Raw genomic sequence first — 20426 nt, forward strand, 5'->3', positions numbered from 1 at the left:
CGTCCCTCGCCTCTGACGCACGCTTCCGGATAACTCCCACCCATGAGCTGCAAGCGCCGGCCTGGAACCAGCGACTGCGCATTCCTCGGAGGATGACCGCCAATCCTCTCCCTTTATTTCCTGAGTGACGCCGCGATCTGCTGCATGATTGTCGGGTCTGAGAGGGTGGTGGCGTCGCCTGGGTCGCGGCCTTCGGCGACGTCCTTGAGCAGGCGCCGCATGATCTTGCCGGACCGGGTCTTGGGCAGTTCCGGGACCACCAGGATGTTCTTGGGCTTGGCGATGGGACCGATCTCCTTGCCAACGTGGTTCCGGAGTTCCTGGACAATCTCATCTCCGGAATCCACTGCGTCGCCGCGGAGGATGACGAACGCGACGACGGCCTGGCCGGTGGTCTCGTCCGCTGCACCCACGACGGCGGCTTCAGCCACGGCGGGGTGGGAGACCAGGGCCGATTCGATTTCGGTGGTGGAGAGCCGGTGCCCGGAGACGTTCATGACGTCATCCACGCGGCCCAGGAGCCAGATGTCGCCGTCTTCGTCCTTCTTGGCGCCGTCCCCGGCGAAGTACATGTTTTCGAAGCGGGACCAGTAGGTGTCCTTGTACCGTTCCGGGTCGCCCCAGATGCCGCGCAGCATTGCCGGCCACGGTTCGCGGATCACCAGGAAGCCGCCGTGTCCGTCGGGTACGGATTCGCCCATCTCGTCCACCACGTCCACCGCGATGCCAGGCAGCGGCACCTGCGCCGAGCCGGGCTTGGTCGCCGTGACGCCGGGCAGCGGGGCGATCATCTGCGCACCGGTTTCGGTCTGCCACCAGGTGTCCACGATGGGGGTCCGGTCCCCGCCGATGACCCTCCGGTACCACATCCAGGCCTCAGGGTTGATGGGCTCACCCACGGATCCCAGGACGCGGAGGGAGGACAGATCGTACTTGTCCGGGACCTCCCGGCCCCACTTCATAAACGTCCTGATCGCGGTGGGGGCGGTGTAGAGGATGGACACCTTGTACTTTTCCACGATCTCCCACCAGCGGCCCTGGTGCGGGGAATCCGGGGTGCCCTCGTACATCACCTGGGTGGCGCCGTTAATGAGCGGGGCGTAGGTGACGTACGAGTGGCCGGTGACCCAGCCGACGTCGGCCGTGCACCAGTACACGTCCGTGTCCGGGTGCAGGTCGAACACTGCCTTGTGCGTGTACGCGGTCTGGGTAAGGTACCCGCCGGTGGTGTGCAGGATGCCCTTGGGCCTGCCGGTGGTGCCGGACGTGTAGAGGATGAACAGCGGGTGTTCGGAGTCGTGGCCCACCGCGGTGTGCTCGGTGGAGGCGGCGTCCACGGTGTCCCCCCACCAGTGGTCCCGGCCCTCATGCCAGTCCACGTCCTGGCCGTTGCGCTTGACCACCACCACGTTCTGCACCGTGTGGCCGTCCTTAGCGAGGGCTTCGTCCACGGCGGGTTTCAGGGCGCTGGGCTTGCCGCGGCGGTACGTGCCGTCCGCGGTTACCACGAGTTTGGCCTCGGCGTCCTCGATCCTGGAGCGCAGCGCGTCGGCGGAGAAGCCGCCGAACACCACCGAGTGCACTGCGCCGATCCGGGCGCAGGCGAGCAGCGTGATGACGGCCTCCGGGATCATCGGCAGGTACACCGCCACCCGGTCACCCTTGACCACGCCGAGGGATTCGAAAGCATTTGCTGCCTTCTTCACCTCTTCCGTCAGCTGGGCGTAGGTGTACGTGCGGGTGTCGCCGGGTTCGCCCTCGAAGTAGATGGCCACCCGGTCACCGCGACCGTTCTCCACATGCCGGTCCAGGGCGTTGTAGGCGGCGTTGACCTCCCCGCCCACGAACCACTTCGCGAACGGCGGGTTGGACCAGTCAAGCGCCTCGTTGAAGTCCTTGCTCCAGGTCAGCAACTCCCGCGCCTGCCGGGCCCAGAAAGCCGGCCGGTCAGCAGCAGCCTCTTCATACTCCGCTGCGGTGGCCACGGCGTCAGCGGCGAATTCCGGGGACGGTGGAAACGCCCTGGTTTCGTGCAGCAGGTTTTCAAAGGCATCGCCCTGCTGGCCGCCCTGCCCGGAACCTGAGGGCGCAGTGGCGGTGGAGCTTGGAGTGTCCTGGGACATGTGAACCTCATCATTCATCGATCTTTGCTGCGCGGAGATCCGATGCCGGCCGGGCTCCGCCGCCTGCACGACGTCGGGCACCGGCTGCCCACGGGTCTTCCGCAAAGAGCTGTTCCGGAATCAAGACTAATGCGTGGGGCCAGCGGATGTGTGCGGTGTCACAGACCAGCCCGCGAACGGCATTTATTAAGCGATGAATGGTTCCACGCGCAGTCCCCGGCGGCTGCCCGGCGGCATGGCCAGCTAGTGATCAGTAAGGCTGTTGACTAGGCTGAGATGGGATTGTGACTTCACTGCGGACCGTCCTTCCCGGGCTTGGCAAGAGCCTGGAAAGGACGGAACCGCCGTACGACGGCACGGTTTCGGGCCACAGCCCCGGTGCCGCCACGCTAAGGAGAACAGAATGAACCAGCAGAGCTTCGGCCAGAAAACCGGCCCCGACACAGAGGCAGGCTCGGGGCCCGCCACCGCTTCGGCCCCCGGTGCAGGCCCGGAGGCCGCCACCGGAGTCAAGGGCCGGAATGGCAATGAGGCCGTGCTCGGTCCGTTCACCATCCGGGACCTGGCAGTGTTTGCCGGTACCGTCACCCTGTTTGTCGCTTCGTTGCTTCCCATGTTCGGCGGGCGCTACAACCTCTGGAACCTGAACAACCTCTTCTTCCTGGGGTTGGGTATCGTCCTGCCATTGGCGGTGAGCGCACTCTTCGCCGCGCGGAGGCTGGCACCGGGTACGAAGATCAGGATCGGCTCGCTGTCCATCGACCAGTTCGCGTCCGTGGTGGCGTCGTTCGCCGTTGCCTTCTTCTTCCTGTCCGTGGCAGGAGCCTACGTTCCCAGCCTCATGGTGGGCCTGATCGGCGCGGTAGTGCTTTTCGCCGTGACCGTCCTGGGCCGGTTCCTTCCTTACATCTCCCCGGATTTCCAGGACCGTGCGGAAATCCCCGCGCATGTGGTGGCCCGTGAGGCTGCCGTTCCCGTACGGAAGCCTCAGGCGCCCAAACCGCCGAAGGCCGGGTCGGACACGGCAGACTCCCGCGGTCCGGAATCCGCTTCCGCTTCCAAGCCCGGGGTCGGGAAGTTGCTCGGTGCTGCCGGCGGCAAGCTGTTTGGCGGTGCCGGGGCCGGATCTTCCGCAGTCCAGACCGGAGCCTCCCACCAGCCGCCGGCGACAGCCGCGGTTCCCTCGGCAGCTGCGTCCCCTTCACCCGCCACTGCTGCTGTCCCAACCGCCGGCGTTACTGCGGCCGGTGGGCCCGCAGCGAACGGCCCCGTCTCCACCGCCCCTGAAGTTTCCGACCGTGCCCCGGAAGGTGATGCCGGGCCGCCCACCCAGGCAGCCGACGTCGTACGCCCTGCCTCTGCGCCCGCCGCCGAGGAGACGCAGTTCGGAGATGTGCCCGTGAGGGGTGGCGGAGCCAACGGCTCCTCCGCCCTGGCGCATCATGACGGCGATGCCCCCGCTGGCTCTGCGGCCCGGGGTACGTGGGAGCCGCCCGCAGCGACGGCCGTGCATCAGCAGGTCCGGGCCGAGGAGCCCATCGGGGCAACAGTGGACCCGGCCAGCCGGCCGGAGGAATCAGAGGAACAGCCCATCCACGAGGCTTTTTGGTTTGCTGTGGCCCAGCACCGGACCGCATTCGATCCCCGTACCGGGGCGCCTGCCTTCGTCATCGAGCCGGGCGGCTGGGTGCTTGCCCTCGAGGACCGCGGGCATGAGTTCCTGGTCCAGCACACCGACGGGCGGCTGGGCGTGCTGCGCGACCTCAGCAATATCGAGCGCGGCTAACGCATGGCCTCACCCCGGGCTTCCAAGGCCGGCGGAGCGGCAGTACCCGCCGGCCAGGCTACGGGCATGCCCGTGGTGTCCCAGGAGTCCTTGCTTGGGCTGAAGCGCCGGGCGAGGCGCATCAACAGGGCTTTGGCGGAGAAATACCCCTATGCCCATGCGGAGCTCGATTTCCGCAACCCGTTTGAACTGCTGGTGGCCACCGTTCTGTCGGCGCAAACCACCGACGTCACCGTCAATCAGATCACCCCGCTGCTGTTTGGCCGCTATCCGGACCCGCGTTCCATGGCAGAGGCGGATCCGGCAGTGATCGAGGACATCATCAAGCCCACCGGGTTCTTCCGGGCGAAGACGCGCAGCCTCATCGCCCTGTGCACCAAATTAGTGGACGAGTACAACGGCGTTGTCCCGGGGCGGCTGGAGGACCTGGTGACATTGCCCGGCGTGGGACGCAAGACTGCCAACGTGGTGCTGGGCAACGCCTTCGGAATCCCCGGCATCACGGTTGATACCCACTTTGGCCGCCTCGCCCGCAGATTCGGCTGGACCCAGTCGGAGGACCCGGTCCAGATCGAGTACGACGTCGCCGAGCTTTTCGAGAAGCGGGACTGGACCATGCTGTCCCACCGGGTGGTGTTCCACGGGCGGCGCGTGTGCCACTCCCGGAAGCCAGCGTGCGGGGCGTGCCCCGTCGCCAACTGGTGCCCCAGTTACGGTTTAGGCGAAACAGATCCGGTCAAGGCGGCCAAGCTGCTGAAGTACGAACTCGCTCCGGGCAGCGAAGCCCTGCTGGCACAACTGCAGGCTGAAACGCACAGGGCAGCCGAAATCAGGATGGCATCCCAAAAGAGGAGACCGTGAGCGCCCGCGAGGACCTGATGGAGTTGGCGCGCAGGGCGGAGGCGGGATCGGCTGCCTCCCCTGACCCCCTGTGGGCAGCCCTCACCGTGGACGCGAAAGGGGCGCGCAGGGCGGCGGTGCTGATGCTCTTCGGTGCGCTGGATGACGTTCCGGCTGTGTCCGGGAAGCCGCTGGCACCGGCAGACCTGGATGTCCTGCTCCTGGAGCGTGCCCACACGCTGGGATCCCATCCCGGGCAGGTGGCTTTCCCGGGCGGCAGCATTGACGCCCGGGAAACACCGGTACAGGCGGCCTTGCGCGAAGCGGAGGAAGAAACGGGCCTGGACTCGGACGGCGTTGAAGTCCTGGGCACCCTTCAGGAGCTCGGCCTCGCGCACAGCAACTTCCTCGTCACGCCGGTGCTCGGGTGGTGGCGGTCGCCATCGCCCATCCGGGTGGTGGACTATGCCGAGTCCGCCCAGGTGTTCCGGGTCCCCGTCCGGGACCTGCTGGACCCGGACAACAGGGTCATGGCCACGGTCCACCGCGCCGGCCGTACTTTCGACAGCCCCGCGTTCACCGTCAACGGTGTGGTGGTTTGGGGATTTACGGGAATAGTCCTGAACGGACTCTTTGAGCAACTCGGGTGGGCTGTGCCGTGGGACCGGGACCGGGTCCATCCGATGGGTGTCTGACTTCTGTTTGCGTGGCTTTCACTCGCCGGCATTTACCTCGCCGGGCGTCCTTGGCTCCGGCTGGTTTCTCTCGTCCCAAGCGGTCAGGCCTGCTTCTGGCGGAGATCCACCACGATGCCGGTGGCCGCATTCTCCCGCATGGCGTTGATGCCCTCAACTAAGGTGTTGAGGGACTTGAAGTTTGGTGAAACGGCAACGATGTTGCCGTCCGCGTCCGTCAGCCTAAGCCGGTACGACTCGTCCCCTACCCGATGTATTTCAAACCTGCCCGCCATATGCCGGACCTCCCCTTGGTGTGCGTCGTTGCATCAACCTTTGGACCGATCTGTTTCAGTCACCACAAGACTGTAACCCGCGTCACCGCAGCCCGGCGAGCTACTGCCGGGTAGGTTACATTTCTCGACAAATGTCGCGGTGCGGGCCCTCTTTGGGAAGCATCCGGGAGGAGGTCCTACTTTGCGTGGTCGTACGAATCGACCACTGCGACGCTCACCGGGAACTCCACGGGGATAGGTCCGAACAGCAGTTCCTTGGCGGCGTTGGCGGCGTCCTCGATCGCCCTGATGCCGGCATCGACCAAGTGCTCCGGCGCATGGACCATCACCTCGTCGTGGAGGAAGAAGACGAGTTCCGCCCGGCCGGAACCTTCCGCGTGCAAGGTGCGCAGCCGCCGTCGTAATTCCGCGAGCCAGCACGCAGCCCAGTCCGCCGCCGAGCCCTGGACCACGAAGTTGCGCGTAAAACGCCCCCTGGAACGTGCAATCGATTCCGCCCGGCGCTGCTCCTCGGCCGACGAAGAGCGCTGGCTCTGGAACCACCGGTCCGACGGCGGCGGGCTGCTGCGGCCCAGCCGGGTGCTGACCGTTCCGCCGGACTCACCGGCGCGGGCGGCCCGTTCCACGAAGTCCACAGCCCGGGGATACGTTTTGGCGAGCTGTGGCATAAGCCGCCCTGCCTCACCGGAGGTGGCTCCGTACATGGCTCCCAGCAGCGCCATTTTCGCTTTGGCGCGGTCGCCACCGAACCCCTTCGCGGCAATGCCTGCGTAGAGGTCCTTGTCCCGGGCGGCCTCGGCCATGGTCGAGTCCTTTGCCAAGGCAACCAGCACACGGGGCTCAAGCTGGGAGGCGTCCGCGACGATCAGTTTGTACCCGGGGTCGGCGTGGACGGCGCCGCGGATCTGGCGCGGAATCTGCAGGGCGCCGCCGCCCCTTGATGCCCAGCGGCCCGAAACGACGCCGCCCACCACATATTCGGGGCGGAACCGGCCGCCGGCCACCCACGCATCAAGCCAGGCCCACCCGTTGGCCGCGTGCAGGCGCGACAGTTTCTTGTATGCCAGGAGCGGGGCGATGGCCGGGTGCTTCGATTCCTTCAGCTCCCACTGCCGGGTGCTTTTCACCTCGATCCCGTTTCGGTGCAGGGCACGCATCAGGTCCTGCGGGGAATCCGGGTTCAGCGTGGGCGCGTTCAATATGCCGCGCAGTTCAAGGTTCAACGCCTCCAGTTTTGCCGGCCGGTGGCCCGCGGGCGGGCGGGGGCCGAGATAATCGGCCAGGATCTCCTCGTGCAGGTCCTCCCGCCAGGGGACCCCGGCATGCTGCATTTCAGCGGCGATCATGGCGCTGGCGGATTCGGCGGCCAGAAGAAGCTGCAGCCGGTTGCGCCGGTTCTCCTCGGGGCTGACCGACGCCAGGGCCACCTGCTGCGCGGCGTATTCCTCCCGAAGGTCCTCAAGGGTGTGCCGGGGGCTGAAGCCGGTGTCCGGATCGTCGAAAAGCGCGTCCTGTTCCGGTGACGGCGTAGGCGGCTGGAGGGCCCGGGGCGGCTGCTGCGGGTCATCGAGCGTCACCTTGTCCGAGTTCAAGGCGTAGTCACTGTGGGCGGCGAACTGCGAGTGCGCAAGAATATTTCCGCACAGATGCAGGTCATAGCACCGGTCCAGTTCCACCCCGGACGCCAGCAGGGACGGGTACCAGTCCTGGGTCCGGTGCCAGATCCAGCGTGGCGGCTGCCCGCCCCGCGGCCGGCGTTCAAGATCACGGACGACGGCGGCCAGTTCACTTAGGCTGACAGGCGAGGGTTCCGGGTTGGACGGATGGGGGCTGCCGGCCTGTGTGAGTTCCTGCAGGACCGCGCCCTGGGGGTGGGCGGCTAGCAGGAGGTACATGGTCCAATTCTGCCTTGTCTTCGACGGTCCTTATGCCGGGCGACTCTTCCTGCACAGGGCGGGTGGAACCGGCGTTGTTCACATACGGACTCGCTGCCCTTATCCCCTCCGGTTCGTGGCGGGACAGTGGCTGCATGAGCAGGCACCAGCTGACCCCGTCCCACGTTGATCCCGGCCGGTCTGCGCCCTCGTTCGGGCGGATCGCTGATGTGTTCCCGGGGGCACCGCCGGATGGGGTGGCTCACGGCGGGGATCCGGGCGGGAGCGGAGGCGCGTGGCTGCCCGACGGTGCGGAAGAGGTGCTGCTGGTCACCTCCTCCGCCTTCCTGCGGGCCGAAGTGGAGCGCATTGTCGCCGCCGCGGGGGCCCAACTTCGCGTGGTAGCCGATGCACTTGAGGGCGGCAGGTACTGGGACGGCGCAGCGGCAGTTCTGGTGGGGAGTGATATCCGTGAACTGCCGCCCCGGCGGCGGGCACCAGCCGTCCTCGTGGGACTGGATGGTGAAGGTGACAGCCTGTGGCACCTGGCTGCAGCCCTCGGCGCGGAGAGGGTGGCCGTGCTGCCGGATGCCGCTGCCTGGCTCGCGGATCACCTGAGCCGCTCCCGGTCTCCGGGCCCTGGCGGACTCATCCTGGGCCTCACCGGCGGGTGCGGCGGGGCCGGAGCCACCACCGCGGCCATCTGGATAGCCCAGGCGGCCGCCGGCATGGGTGCCCGGGTACTGCTCGTTGACGGCGATCCGTGGGGCGGCGGGCTGGAACTTGCCATCGCTGCGGAAGAGACACCGGGCCTCCGTTGGCCTGATCTTTCTGAAGCCCGTGGCAGCATCGATCCCGGCCAGCTTTCTGACTCGCTTCCGGTCTCGGGGGGATTCTCGTTCCTGTCCTGGCCCGCCAGCCGGGAACAACCTGTTCCGGTAGCAGCGGCTACCACCACTGGGGTGCTGGATGCCGCTCGCCGGGGGTATGAGCTGGTGGTGGTGGACATTGGCAGGGGAACCGGTCCGTTGCAGTCCTATGCGTGGGACTGCGACCGCATCATGATGGTGGTTCCCGCGCAGCTGAAGGCTGCTGTCGCAGCCGTACGCCTGCTTCAGGAGTTTCCGCCGATTGAAGCTGCGCTTCTGGTGCGGGGCAGGCCCGGGGCGGCACTGGACGGATCCCTCATTTCCGAGGCCATCGGGCTTCCCGTGCAGGGACGCGTTCCTGAGCTTCGCGGTGTCAGTGCGGCCATGGAGTCCGGCCGCCTCCTGGACTTGGGCAGGCGGCGGAACGTCCGGCATTTTGCTGCCTCCGTGCTCGATTCCCTCGGGGATGACTTGCCCGCAGGCGAGCTGGGATGAAGCAGCAGCCTTCTCCGCATGGAGCGGGACCGGTGGACGGACTGCGGCGGCGTACCCGAAACATTGAAAGCCAGCGCCGTGATCCACGCCGGGATGCCCGCCTTCCAGTGGACTCAGGACTACTGGAATCGGTCCGTGAGTCCATGATGGCTGACGCGGGGGCAGTGACGCCGTCCCGGGTAGCAGCCGCCGTTCAGGCTACCGGCAAGTTGCTGGGCACGGCGGGGTCGCTTGCGGCGGTGGAGCGCATCAGCGCGGAGCTGAACGGGCTGGGACCGCTGCAGGAGCTCACCCGGGATCCGGCGGTTACGGATATCTTCGTCAATGCACCGGATTCCGTCTGGGTGGACCGCGGCCGGGGCATTGAACGCGCGGCCGTGGCTTTCGCCGAAGAGACACAGTTGCGGGCACTTGCCTGCAGGCTGGTGGCCGCAGGAGGGCGCCGCCTGGACGACGGTTCACCTTGCGTGGATGTGCGGCTGCCGGGCGGCTACCGCGTCCATGCCGTGCTGCCGCCGGTGTCCACGGCGGGAACGCTGCTCAGCATCAGGATCCGCCGCGAGCGGGTCTTCACCTTGGACGAGTTGCAGGCTGCCGGCATGTTCGGCTCCCTCGTGAAGGAAGTGCTGGGAAAGGTGCTGGAACTCAAGCTGAGCTTTCTGATCAGTGGCGCCACAGGTTCCGGCAAGACAACCTTGCTGTCCACCTTGCTCGGTCTCTGTGCCCCGGAGGAGCGGCTGGTCCTGATTGAGGATGCTTCGGAACTGAACCCCGTCCATCCGCATGTGGTCTCCCTCGAATCCCGGCACGGAAACCTTGAAGGCGGCGGGGAAGTGAGCTTGGGCGAGCTTGTCCGGCAGGCCCTGCGCATGCGGCCTGACCGGCTGGTGGTCGGGGAGTGCCGCGGCGCCGAGGTACGCGAATTACTGACAGCCATGAACACCGGCCACAGCGGCGGGGGCGGAACCATCCACGCGAATACCGCTTCTGCCGTTCCCGCCCGGCTCACGGCACTGGGTGCGCTCGCCGGGTTAAGCCCGGAGGGTGTTCAGCTTCAGGCGGCCAGTGCCTTGGATGTGGTGATCCACGTCGAAAGGACCAGCCGTGGCAGGGAAGTGACGTGTATTGGAGTCATTGCCGTGGGCCCCACCGGTCTTCACGTGCTGTCCGCCCTGGAGGCACCAGAGGGCGCTGCCGTTCCAGGTCCGGCATGGCCCGCCCTCGCCGGCCGGCTTGGACTGGAGCCGGGGAACACCCTGTGACCGTTTACCTTGCAGCAGCTCTGGTGCTGGCTGCGTTATTGATTCTTCGCCCGCCCCGCGGCGCGCCAGCGAGGCTGCGCCGCGCAGCCGGCAGTCTTGCTCCCTCAGCAACAGGCAGTCGCTCGGGCCGCCGGTTCCGGTGGCTCAGGCCCGGCGCCAGGGGAGCGGCAATATATGGTTCCGCAGTACCCATGACTCTTGTGGTTCAGCAACTCGCTGCCCTGCTTAAAGGCGGGCGAACGCCGGCCCGGCTGTGGGACGAGCTGTGGTCTGTCTATGGCACTGCCGCGGAACCCGGAGCCGCAGCCCTGACTGCGTCCGGCCTTGGTTCCGGGGCTCGGCCATGGTCACCGTCCGACCGGGCGCAGGGAGAAACCGCAGGGCTGCGGGCGAGCGGCCTGAGCGGTGGCTCGGCCGTGGTACTGGCTGCAGCCCGCACGGCTGCCAGCACCGGAACGCCGGTATCGGAGGCCATCCGCCGCTCCTCCTTATCTGGAGCCTTTTCGCGGCCCGACAGGGAACTCCGGATCTGGTCGGAACTGGCCGGCTGCTTCGACATCGCAGAAGCTAGCGGCTGCCCCCTGGCCGACGTACTCACCAGGTTCGCGGCGCAGCTCGAAGTGGAGGACGACGCCGACGCCGCCCGCCAGACAGCGCTCGCCGGACCCAGGGCCACGGTCACTCTGTTGACCTGGCTTCCGCTCATGGGACTGGGCTTGGGAATCGCCCTTGGCGTGGACCCGCTGGCCACACTGCTGGGAACTCCGCTGGGGCTCGCAGCCCTGGCGGCCGGGATTGCGCTGACCGTGGCGGGCAGGGTGTGGTCCGCCAAGCTGGTGGCAGCAGCGGCCGGTGCGGGAGTGCCATGACCGAAGCTACTGTTCTGGCAATTTCGATCTTCCTTGTTATGGCCTCGGCGGCGTGGCTCCTGTGTCCTGGCAAAGGCAGTGCACGCAAGCGGCTCATCAACCTGCCATCGGCCGGCCACCACGTTTCGGGAAGCGATCCGCCGGCTGCGGAGGGACGGCCGCGGAACCGGGCCGGTTCCGATGGCCTGAGGGACACCGCAATGATGCTCGAACTGGTGGCAGCCATGCTGGATGCCGGGTCCGGGATTGGGCGTTCCCTCGAACTGGTGTCGGCCTGTGCTTCCACCGAGTACAGGGCGTCCCTCCGGCCGGTTGTTTCGGCGCTCGCAATTGGAGCGGACTGGGAAACGGCGTGGCGCAGCTCAGCAGTCCGGCTTCCCGAAATCCTGGAGCTGCGGGACGCGCTGGGGTTCGCGGCACTCACGGGGGCGCCGTCCTCGGCCATCCTCTATGCGCAGGCTGCCAGGCTCCGCCGCGAAAGGTTTCGTGCTGCTGAGAAGCGGGCGGCCTCGCTGGGCGTGAAGCTGGTGGTCCCGCTGGGCCTGTGTTCGCTTCCGGCCTTCATTTGCCTGGGCGTGGTACCCGTCCTGCTTGCCCTGGTGCCGTCCGGATCCTAGCCGGCACAAGGGTGCCCGGCCGGCAGCACAAAGACACGCTCTTTCCCTCCACAGGGGGAACAGACCTGACTTTTCCACTTACACCAGCCCAGGCCTTAGCGGTTGCAGCGGGGCCCGGAAGAGTCGAAGAAGCCGGCAGCCCTGCCGGCCCAGAGAAAGGAAACAGCCCATGTCCATCAACCAGGACCGTCACTACGCCGCCGGAGCCGCAGCACTCGCCGCATCCCGAGCGAACCCTAAACGACGCCTGAACGGCCGCCAGGCCGCGTATTCCCGCGGCGCTGGCGCCGCTGGATTGCCGGCCAACGTCGTCGAGCTTTACCCTGGAGCAACTCTTCCGCGTCACGGTTCTGGCGTGCGCCGCCTCATGGGGTCGGAAGCTGGCATGGCCACCGCTGAGTACGCCATCGCGACTCTCGCAGCCGTCGGCTTTGCGGGGCTGTTGGTCTTCATCCTTCGCAGCGAGGAAGTACGGGGGTTCCTGCTGAACCTGATCCGCACGGCACTGGCATTGCCATGACCTGTGCACCGGACGCGTGGCGCCTCCGGTTGCCTCCGGGTCCAGGCAACCGGAGGGGTCCGTGGCCATTTTCGGGAGTCGCCCGGTACTGCCCGCTATGGGATCGCTGCCATAGCCAAGGCCGACACGTGGCAGGGTCCTGCGGTGCAGTCACCGCGGAATTCGCCGTGACGCTGCCTGCGGTCCTGCTGTTGCTGGCAATGCTCCTTGCAGGTGCGGCGGCTGGTGTTACCCAGCTGCGTTTGGAAGAGGGAGCACGGGCCGGCGCCCGGGCCTTGGCCCGCGGTGACGATTCCGCTGCAGTGGAAAGGATCGTCCGGACCCTCTCGGGTGCGTCGGCCTCCACGGTTATCGCAGCAGAGGGGGAGTGGCTGAGTGTGACCGTCACGGATCGGGTAGGCGGCCCGCTGGGGGCGTCAATTCCCTGGACGCTCACTGCCCGCGCTTCGACGCGCAGTGAAACGGCATCCGCAATGCCGCACCGGCCGCACCGGCCGGACCACTGGGGCGCCCACGACGGCAGGGCTAACGGGCAGCTGCATGTGCGGCTGGCTGGTGGCGCCGGGGCAGGCGCCGGATGATGGGCTTCAGCGCGAAGATGAAGCACGGCACGGACAGCCGGGAACGAGGGTCCGGGACCGTGCTGGCCGCGGGACTGGCCCTGGTGGTGATGATGGCCATGGCGCTGCTGCTGCTCCTGGGCCAGTCGGCTGTGATGGCCAGCAGGGCAGCCGCCGCCGCTGATCTTGCTGCTCTCGCCGGCGCCGACGCGCTGCGCGGCATCACGGACGGGGAACCATGCACGCTCGCTGCGGAGGTAGCTGCCCGGCATGGTGCCTCGGTGCTTAGCTGCTCGGAGGGGGAGGGGCACACGCTTGAGGTTCACACCGAGCTGACGGGGAGAACCATTTTGGGTGCAGCTACCGGCCATGCCCGGGCAGGACCTCCGCCGTAGCGTGCGACTTCTCCCTTGGCGCCCGATTCCCAAACGCCGGACCTCCCCTCAGAAGGAATCCCGGTGACCCGTCAGCGCTGGACGTCCACGCTCATGCCGATGGCCTCGGTGGCGTCCTTGAGCAGGACATCGAGCAGGGTGACCGCCGCTGCCTTGTCGAGCGGGTTGTTCTTGTTACCGCACTTGGGTGACTGGACACAGGAGGGGCAGCCGGATTCGCATTCACAGGCACTGATGGCGTCCCGCGTCGCGGCCAGCCATACCTTCGCCTTATCGAATCCGCGTTCGGCGAAGCCGGCCCCGCCAGGGTGCCCGTCATACACAAAAATGGTGGGCACCCCGGTGTCGGCATGCAGGGCAGTGGAGACGCCACCGATATCCCACCGGTCGCTGGAGGCCACCAGGGGAAGCAGGCCGATTGCAGCGTGTTCCGCGGCATGCAGGGCACCCGGGAACTGGGCCTCGATCAGCCCTGCGGCGGTGAGGGACCGGTTATCCACGACGAACCACACGGCCTTGGTGAACAGGTCTCTGGCGCCAAGATCAAGCGGTTCCTCGCCGAGGATCTCATTGGAAATCAGGGCCTTGCGTTGAAAGGAGACCACCTGCGTCGTGACCTTCACGTCGCCGAAATGCAGGGAAACATCACCCCAGGTGGCTGTGCGCTGGGTTTCCAGTACCTCGATCTGCGTCACATCCCGCGCCGTGGTGTAGTAGTCGGGATTGGCCCGGCGGACCACCACGCAGTGATCGTCCTCGTTGAGGTCCTCCACCACGTAGCTGTCGCCCTGGTGAATGTAAACGGCGCCGGTGTGCGCCTGGTAGTGGGTCTGGGGAGAGTCCATTGTTCCTAGGAGGGAGCCAGTATCAGCATCGACAATGCTTACCGGCCCACCCCCGTCAGCCCGCAGGTTCACCAATGCCGCGGCGCTCTGGGAATGGGTCCAGAACCAGCCCGCGGGCCGCCGGCGAAGATAGCCTTGGGCCACCAGGCGGTTCAACAGCATCTCTGCGGTGCTCCCAAACAGGTCAAGTTCGCCGACACCGAGCGGAAGTTCGGCCGCTGCCGCGCAGAGATGCGGACCGAGTACGTACGGGTTCGACGGGTCGAAGACGGTAGCTTCCACCGAGACATCGAAGATCGCTTCCGGATGGTTCACCAGGAACGTGTCCAGCGGATCGTCACTGGCCACAAACGCCGCGATGGCGTCCTGCCCCGCCCGGCCGGCCCGCCCGATCTGCTGGAAAAGCGAAGCCCTGGTGCCTGGCCAGCCGGCCACCAGGACGGCGTCCAACCCGGAGATGTCGATGCCCAGCTCCAGGGCGGAGGTGCTTGAAACGCCCAGGAGCCTGCCCGAGCGCAGCGCCTTCTCCACTGCCCGCCGTTCCTCGGGAAGATAGCCGGAACGGTAGGCAGCTACACGCTGCGGCAAACTTGGATCGACCTCGTCCAGGAGGCGTTTGGTGATGGACGAGATGGTCTCCGCGCCGCGCCGGGACTTGATGAAGGCTATGGTGCGGACCTGCGCTGACACCAGGTTAGCCAGCAGGTCCGCGGTTTCCGCGACAGCGGTACGCCGCTCCCTGGCACCGTTCTCACCCTTAAGCTCGGTCAGCGCAGGCTCCCAGAAAGCCACCGTGGTCGAACCATGAGGTGAGCCATCCTCCGACACCGCCCGGACGGGTGCACCGATGAGCCGGGCGAAGGAGATATCGGGGTCGGATGCGGTTGCCGAGGCAGCGATGAAGACAGGCTCAGGGAAAGTAGAGCCGGCACCGTAGTACGCGCAGATCCGGCGGAGTCGCCGCATCAGGTTGGCTACATGCGAGCCGAAAACACCGCGGTAGCTGTGGGCCTCGTCAATGATCACGTAGCGGAGGCGGCGGAAAAACCCCGCCCACCAGGCGTGGTTGGGAAGGATGCCAAAGTGCAGCATGTCCGGGTTCGCCAGGATGAAATTGGCGTGGTCGCGGATCCAGCGGCGGGACGCCGGGTCGGTGTCGCCGTCGTAGGTTTCCGCCCGCACGGTGGGCAGTTTGATGGCCCTGATGGCGTTCAACTGGTCGGCCGCAAGGGCCTTTGTGGGGGACAGGTACAGGGTGACCGCGCCGTCGTCGTGAATCTTTCCGGGGTCGGCAAGAACCCGCAGTTCAGAGCGGTGGATGGCGTCCAGCGCCGGCAGTTGATAGGCGAGCGACTTCCCGGAGGCGGTGCCGGTAGCAACCACAACATGCTCCCCGCCCTGGGCAATGTTCGCCGCTTCAACCTGATGGCGGTAGGGCTGGTGGACACCGAGCGAACCATAGGCGGCCACCAGATCGGGGTGAACCCATTCGGGCCACGGCTCATGCACGGCTTCACGGGCGGGGATGGTGCGGACATGACGCAGCTGTTCCGGGTCCGGGCCGCGGCCCAGCAAGGGAATCAGGGAGTCATGGGGGTTCACCCCAATATTCTTTCACTCCGCAACAAATGAGCGGGCCCGGTTCGCCCTCGGGGTAAACCCGGCAAGCCGGCCCGGAACTGCGGACTAGCTCAGGGACAGATCGGACCCGTCGTGGGATGCCGAAAGCATCAGCACGCGGGAGACGGTGGTCCAGCCCAGGTGGGAATAAAGCTTCTGGCCGTCCAGGGATGCCAGCAGCAGGCCGCTTTGCACGTCATGTTCAAAAGCCTGCGCCGCCAAGGCCCGCATGATGAAACTTCCCAGTCCACGCCGTTGGAAGGCCGGTTCGGTGATGATCTTGTCGAACACCGCGGTATCGCCCACAACATAGACGCGGCCGCTGGCAGCCACAGCCTCCCCGGACCGGACAACCGCGTAGTGCACACCGTCCTGCGAGGAGGTTGTGAGCGCCAGGTCATCGTCGGAAAGCCAGGGATCCTCGGCGTCCTGGGTTTCCATATCCACGATCATCATGGCTTGGGAGTCGGAAGTGACGTTCAGCCCATGCTGCCGGGCCAGGGCCGAGTACCGGGCGAGGTCGTTGGTCAGGATCGTCAGGACCCGCGCCGGCACTTCCGCCGTCTTCGCAGCCAAAGCCGCAAACTCCCCATCCGTGGGCTCGGACGCAAAAAACTCCCATTCCCCGCTGGTGTCAGCGCGGAGCGCGGCGGGGAAGCGGCCTTCAGAGGATGTCCGGTACCCGCGACAGCCTGCCCAGCCGGCCACCCATACTTCGAGAAGGCCAGTGATGTCGTTAACCATGGTTTCCGGGCTCATGGGATGAGACTATTCCAGCCCGCTCACAAGCAACAGGGGTAGGCGCGGCTGAAGCGTGGTGCTTATGCAATTGTGATGCGCCGGGATGAGGGAGGGCTGTGGGCCGGGCAGGCAGGCTGCCGGAATTCGAGCCGGTACCCTTAAATACGTGGCTTTGAACCGAATTGTGCTCTTTTACGGCTTTACCCCCATCGCAGATCCTGATGCGGTGCGGCTTTGGCAGCGTGCCCTGTGCGAGAAGCTGGGACTGACCGGCCGCATCCTCATTTCCAAGGACGGCATCAACGCCACAGTGGGCGGCGAGATTGGCGCGGTTAAGCAGTACGTCAAGACCACCCGCGAATACAAGGGGTTCCACGGTATCGACGTCAAATGGTCCGACGGCGGCGCCGAGGACTTCCCGCGGCTGAGCGTCAAGGTGCGCGACGAGATCGTCTCCTTCGGCGCGCCCGGTGAACTCAAGGTGAACGCCAACGGCGTGGTGGGTGGGGGTACCCACCTCAAGCCCGAAGAGCTGCACGAACTGGTTGACGCCAAGAAGCAGGGCGGCGAGGAGGTTGTTTTCTTCGACGGCCGGAACGCCTTCGAAGCCCAAATCGGCCGGTTTAAGGACGCCGTCGTCCCCGATGTTGCCACCACCCACGATTTCATCAAGGAGCTCGAATCCGGCAAGTACGATTCCCTGAAGGACAAGCCGGTGGTCACCTACTGCACCGGCGGCATCCGGTGTGAAGTGCTCTCCAGCCTGATGGTTAACCGCGGTTTCAAAGAGGTGTACCAGCTGGACGGCGGCATCGTCCGGTACGGCGAAACGTTTAAGGACCAGGGGCTGTGGGAAGGCTCGCTGTACGTGTTCGACAAGCGCATGCACCTCGAGTTTAGTGAGGACGCCAAAACCATCGGGCAATGCACCCGCTGCGCCGCCCCCACCAGCAAGTTCGAAAACTGTTCCAACCCCAGCTGCCGCACCCTCACCCTGTACTGCTCGGAGTGCGCATCCAACCCGGAAACCCTCCGCTGCCCTGAAGGCTGCGCGGCCTGACGACGGCGGCTGTGCAGCCTAAGCCGGCCTAAGTCCGCCAGAAAGAGTCACAGCCGCCGCACGCGATAGGCGTAGTTGGCAGAAGTCCTGGCCTCCACCGTGATGTTCAAGGAAGTTTCGGCGGAGAGATAAATGACGTTTTCACGGTTGACCCCGCAGCGCAGCCCCAGCTCCACCAAGGTGAGTGAATCGCTCCGGACCGTGAAAGTCACCCGCCGCTGGCTTCGGCACGTGAGGGCCAGTGCGTAGGTGCCCGTTGGCATTAAGGCAGTGGTTTCGGTCCGCACCTCGCCCATGGCCAGCAGTCCGGCCGCGGCATGGACCACGGGGTGGCCGGTATCGGGAAGGGTCCGGGCCACCCACGCTTCAAGCTCGGCCTCACTGACGGGCTCGCGCTGCAAGGGATCCCTTGTGAATATAGGCGCAGGGGCCACAGTCTCCGCAGGCTCGGCAGTATCGCCCCAGCTCCGGCCGTCGTCGTACGTGTATTCACAGCCGTTGAGCGCCGGTCCTGCCGCCAGCACAAGCCCGAGGACGACGGCGGCCACTGGGTTCCGCGTCCGCGGCGCCCGGGCTGTCCGCCCCGGGGAAGGCGCGGAGGTGGTCCGCACACTGGGCATAGTCCGACTTTAAGCCCGCGCGCCGCTGCGGGCCATACCTATTCGGCCGGCGTCAATTGATAGGCGTAGATAAGGGGTGCGTCCACACTGGACGTGCTGATTTCGAGGGTCCCGGACCGCGGCAGAGCGATCCTGGTGATCTCCCTGCTGCCATTGCACGCCGCTCCGGCGTCCACCACAGGCTCCCGGTCCAATGACACCGCAAAAAAGGCCTTGCCCCCGCCCTCGCACGTCGCCGTCAGGGTGTAGCGGCCGGCAGGGATGTCACGCGCCTCCTGGACAATGCGGTCCCGGTTGAGGATCTTGCCGGCATCTTCGATCAGGGTGCCGGGGGCTGTTGGCAGTGCAGTGGCGCGCCATCCGGGAACGTCCGCGTTCTCGATCGAGATCACGGGCGAACACCCCGTCAGGGCCGCAGCCACGGTACCTGCGAGTGCCCACGCAGAAAGGCGGCGGTGCCCTGGGTTGACAGGCTGTTTCCGGGCGCGCAAAAGGATGGGAGGCGTTGTCGGCATACCTCAACGCTACCCCGTCCGGCACCCGTCCCGGTTTCAGGCAGCCGGCGCCGGACTAAACTTGGGCGGTGCTTAAATCCCCATATGAGTTCACCGCCGGCAACATCCCCGACGCTCCCCGCAGCGACCTCCAGGATCTCCTCACGGTGCTTGCCGCGGACCTGCGCCAGGTGGATTACACGCTCGACGGCGTCGCCGGGCTTCTGGGCGAATCGGCCTACACAGCGCTGAACCGTGACCAGATTATCCCCGCCCTGCTGGCCGCCGAGCGCGCGGAGCGGCGGAACGAAGGCGCGAAGGCGCTCGCCGCCGTCGTCCGCTTATGGCTGCTCGCCGAGCCGCAGCCCGGCGAAACGCTCGACGCCGCCCTGCCGGGCATCCGTGCCGAGGGCCTGCAGAAGCTGGGGCTGGTGGAGCCCGCTCTCGGCGGCTCCCTCCTGGCGGCTAAAGCCGATCTGCGGCCGTACGGTTGGGACGCAAACGAGGACGGCAGCGGCGGCGCCGAACTGTGGGTGGCCAGCGACCTCGCGGCACATCAGCAGGAAGGGGTGCTGCGGCACGACCACGTCCTGGGCATCGGCCAGGCCTCCACCACATTGGTGCAAACAACGTTCCGGCGGCACACCAAGCGTGCGCTGGACCTGGGAACGGGCTGCGGCATCCAGGCATTCCACCTGCTGCACCACTGCGAGCACGTGACGGCCACGGACATTTCGGAACGGGCCCTGGCCTTTACGCGGTTCAACATCCTGCTTAACGCAGAGGCGCTTTCGGTGGACCCGGCCCGGCTGGAGGACAGGGTAAGTCTGCGCCTTGGCTCGCTCCTGGAGCCCGTCGCCGGCGAGGATTTCGGCCTGGTGGTCTCCAACCCGCCCTTCGTTATCACTCCGCGGAGTACGGGGGAGGAGTCGTCCGGGCAGTTCACGTACCGCGACGGCGGCCTCCCGGGCGATGAAATCGTGGCGGCCCTCGTGGCCGGGCTGCCGGCCGTGCTGGCTCCCGGCGGTACTGCACAAATGCTCGGAAACTGGGAGGTGCCGGCCGGTGCTGCCTGGCACGAACGCCCCCAGGGCTGGGTGCCCGGGGGCGTGGACGCCTGGTTCATCCAGCGGGAGCTGGTGGGCCCGGAGGAGTACGCCGAAACATGGCTACGCGACGCGTCCGAGGGCCGTGACCGGCGGCACTACCGTGACGCCTACGAGGCCTACCTTGCAGACTTCGAGTCCCGGAACGTGGCGGGTATCGGTTTCGGAATGGTGCTGCTGCGCCGGCCCCTTTCACCCGGGCAGGCTGCCTTTAGCCGGTTCGAGGAAATCACCTACCCCATCGAGCAGCCCATCGGCCCCCACCTCGGCGCCGCCCTGGAACGCCAGGACTGGCTGGCAGCGAACAACATCAGCGAAGCGCACCTGCTGGTGGCCGACGACGTCACCGACGAACGCCACCAGCGGCCCGGCGCCGAACACCCCGGGGTGATCCTGCTCCGCCAAGGTGCGGGCCTGCGCCGGACCAACCTTCTCAGCACCGAACTCGCAGGGTTTATTTCCGCCTGCGACGGCGACCTGTCCGCCGGCCAGATTGCCGGTGCGCTGGAGGCCCTGCTGGGCGGCGGTGCGGATGTCCAAGGAACCGGGGAGGAAGGGTTCGACGCCGGCTCGTTCCGGAGCGGTTTGCTCACCGATGTGGCCAACCTGGTCCGGGACGGCTTCCTGATCCCGGCCGCTGACTGAGGCGCGAAAAGCATTCCGCAGAACCCCCGTCTTTTCCACATGGATGCGCACAATTCTCCAAAATATGGTGAACTAGGCCAGTATGGGCGCATCTGCCCGAGCAACCTTTTTCTGT

The 20426-nt window shown here is 66.6% G+C and carries 19 protein-coding genes; 12 read left to right on the forward strand and 7 right to left on the reverse strand.

The features are described 5' to 3' along the window. Window positions 1-113: 113 nt before the first annotated feature. Window positions 114-2123: an acetate--CoA ligase gene (gene acs / locus AC5RUQ_RS20545; protein WP_493949154.1), complete on the reverse strand. Its 2010-nt coding sequence runs from the start codon at window positions 2121-2123 to the stop codon at window positions 114-116. Window positions 2124-2526: 403 nt separating this feature from the next. Here acs and AC5RUQ_RS20550 point away from each other — a divergent pair, with 403 nt between their 5' ends. The 3 genes from AC5RUQ_RS20550 (at window position 2527) to AC5RUQ_RS20560 (ending at window position 5444) form a co-directional block, all read left to right on the forward strand. After that, entirely contained in the window at window positions 2527-3909 is a 1383-nt protein-coding gene (locus AC5RUQ_RS20550; protein WP_493949108.1) for a reticulon family protein, read from the forward strand. A 66-nt stretch (window positions 3910-3975) separates the two neighbouring features. Further along, window positions 3976-4770 carry an endonuclease III gene (nth, locus tag AC5RUQ_RS20555; protein WP_493949155.1) on the forward strand — a complete coding sequence of 265 codons (795 nt, stop codon included), beginning with the start codon at window positions 3976-3978 and terminating at the stop codon, window positions 4768-4770. Then, window positions 4767-5444 carry an NUDIX hydrolase gene (locus tag AC5RUQ_RS20560; protein ID WP_493949109.1) on the forward strand — a complete coding sequence of 226 codons (678 nt, stop codon included), beginning with the start codon at window positions 4767-4769 and terminating at the stop codon, window positions 5442-5444. The genes nth and AC5RUQ_RS20560 overlap by 4 nt, the downstream gene beginning before the upstream one ends. 83 nt (window positions 5445-5527) lie before the next feature. Here the strand turns inward: AC5RUQ_RS20560 and AC5RUQ_RS20565 are convergent, their stop codons facing one another. After that, window positions 5528-5719 carry a YegP family protein gene (locus tag AC5RUQ_RS20565; protein ID WP_493949111.1) on the reverse strand — a complete coding sequence of 64 codons (192 nt, stop codon included), beginning with the start codon at window positions 5717-5719 and terminating at the stop codon, window positions 5528-5530. Between the two features lie 176 nt (window positions 5720-5895). After that, complete coding sequence (locus tag AC5RUQ_RS20570; protein WP_493949112.1) at window positions 5896-7614, reverse strand: bifunctional 3'-5' exonuclease/DNA polymerase; 1719 nt, start codon at window positions 7612-7614, stop codon at window positions 5896-5898. A 278-nt stretch (window positions 7615-7892) separates the two neighbouring features. Here AC5RUQ_RS20570 and ssd point away from each other — a divergent pair, with 278 nt between their 5' ends. The 7 genes from ssd (at window position 7893) to AC5RUQ_RS20605 (ending at window position 13180) form a co-directional block, all read left to right on the forward strand. Beyond that, window positions 7893-8957, forward strand: a complete 1065-nt coding sequence (gene ssd, locus AC5RUQ_RS20575) for a septum site-determining protein Ssd (RefSeq protein WP_493949156.1) — start codon at window positions 7893-7895, stop codon at window positions 8955-8957. After that, entirely contained in the window at window positions 8954-10219 is a 1266-nt protein-coding gene (locus tag AC5RUQ_RS20580; protein ID WP_493949113.1) for a TadA family conjugal transfer-associated ATPase, read from the forward strand. Before ssd ends, AC5RUQ_RS20580 begins: the two co-directional genes overlap by 4 nt. A gap of 191 nt (window positions 10220-10410) precedes the next feature. Then, on the forward strand, window positions 10411-11088 hold the full coding sequence (locus AC5RUQ_RS20585; protein WP_493949114.1) for a type II secretion system F family protein: 678 nt from the start codon (window positions 10411-10413) through the stop codon (window positions 11086-11088). Then, window positions 11085-11705: a type II secretion system F family protein gene (locus AC5RUQ_RS20590; protein WP_493949116.1), complete on the forward strand. Its 621-nt coding sequence runs from the start codon at window positions 11085-11087 to the stop codon at window positions 11703-11705. The genes AC5RUQ_RS20585 and AC5RUQ_RS20590 overlap by 4 nt, the downstream gene beginning before the upstream one ends. A gap of 169 nt (window positions 11706-11874) precedes the next feature. Beyond that, a complete protein-coding gene (locus AC5RUQ_RS20595) occupies window positions 11875-12225 on the forward strand; it encodes a DUF4244 domain-containing protein (protein WP_493949118.1) in 351 nt (116 codons plus the stop codon). Between the two features lie 128 nt (window positions 12226-12353). Then, window positions 12354-12806 (forward strand): TadE family type IV pilus minor pilin, encoded by a 453-nt coding sequence (locus tag AC5RUQ_RS20600; protein WP_493949119.1) that lies wholly within the window; start codon window positions 12354-12356, stop codon window positions 12804-12806. Then, the gene (locus tag AC5RUQ_RS20605; RefSeq protein ID WP_493949120.1) at window positions 12803-13180 is read left to right on the forward strand and encodes an Rv3654c family TadE-like protein; all 378 of its coding nucleotides are present in this window, start codon (window positions 12803-12805) and stop codon (window positions 13178-13180) included. The genes AC5RUQ_RS20600 and AC5RUQ_RS20605 overlap by 4 nt, the downstream gene beginning before the upstream one ends. 71 nt (window positions 13181-13251) lie before the next feature. Here AC5RUQ_RS20605 and AC5RUQ_RS20610 read toward each other — a convergent pair whose 3' ends face one another. Next, the gene (locus tag AC5RUQ_RS20610) at window positions 13252-15627 is read right to left on the reverse strand and encodes a DEAD/DEAH box helicase (RefSeq protein ID WP_493949122.1); all 2376 of its coding nucleotides are present in this window, start codon (window positions 15625-15627) and stop codon (window positions 13252-13254) included. An 84-nt stretch (window positions 15628-15711) separates the two neighbouring features. Further along, window positions 15712-16404, reverse strand: a complete 693-nt coding sequence (locus tag AC5RUQ_RS20615; RefSeq protein ID WP_493949123.1) for a GNAT family N-acetyltransferase — start codon at window positions 16402-16404, stop codon at window positions 15712-15714. A 148-nt stretch (window positions 16405-16552) separates the two neighbouring features. Here AC5RUQ_RS20615 and trhO point away from each other — a divergent pair, with 148 nt between their 5' ends. Continuing rightward, entirely contained in the window at window positions 16553-17446 is an 894-nt protein-coding gene (trhO, locus tag AC5RUQ_RS20620; protein WP_493949125.1) for an oxygen-dependent tRNA uridine(34) hydroxylase TrhO, read from the forward strand. Window positions 17447-17493: 47 nt separating this feature from the next. Here the strand turns inward: trhO and AC5RUQ_RS20625 are convergent, their stop codons facing one another. Then, window positions 17494-18066 carry a DUF6023 family protein gene (locus AC5RUQ_RS20625; protein ID WP_493949126.1) on the reverse strand — a complete coding sequence of 191 codons (573 nt, stop codon included), beginning with the start codon at window positions 18064-18066 and terminating at the stop codon, window positions 17494-17496. A gap of 38 nt (window positions 18067-18104) precedes the next feature. After that, window positions 18105-18581 (reverse strand): DUF6023 family protein, encoded by a 477-nt coding sequence (locus AC5RUQ_RS20630; protein ID WP_493949127.1) that lies wholly within the window; start codon window positions 18579-18581, stop codon window positions 18105-18107. Between the two features lie 68 nt (window positions 18582-18649). Between AC5RUQ_RS20630 and AC5RUQ_RS20635 the strand changes: the two genes are divergently transcribed. Beyond that, window positions 18650-20311 carry a DUF7059 domain-containing protein gene (locus AC5RUQ_RS20635; RefSeq protein WP_493949128.1) on the forward strand — a complete coding sequence of 554 codons (1662 nt, stop codon included), beginning with the start codon at window positions 18650-18652 and terminating at the stop codon, window positions 20309-20311. Window positions 20312-20426 lie beyond the last annotated feature (115 nt).

This window comes from Arthrobacter sp. MDT2-3 (genome assembly GCF_059090465.1).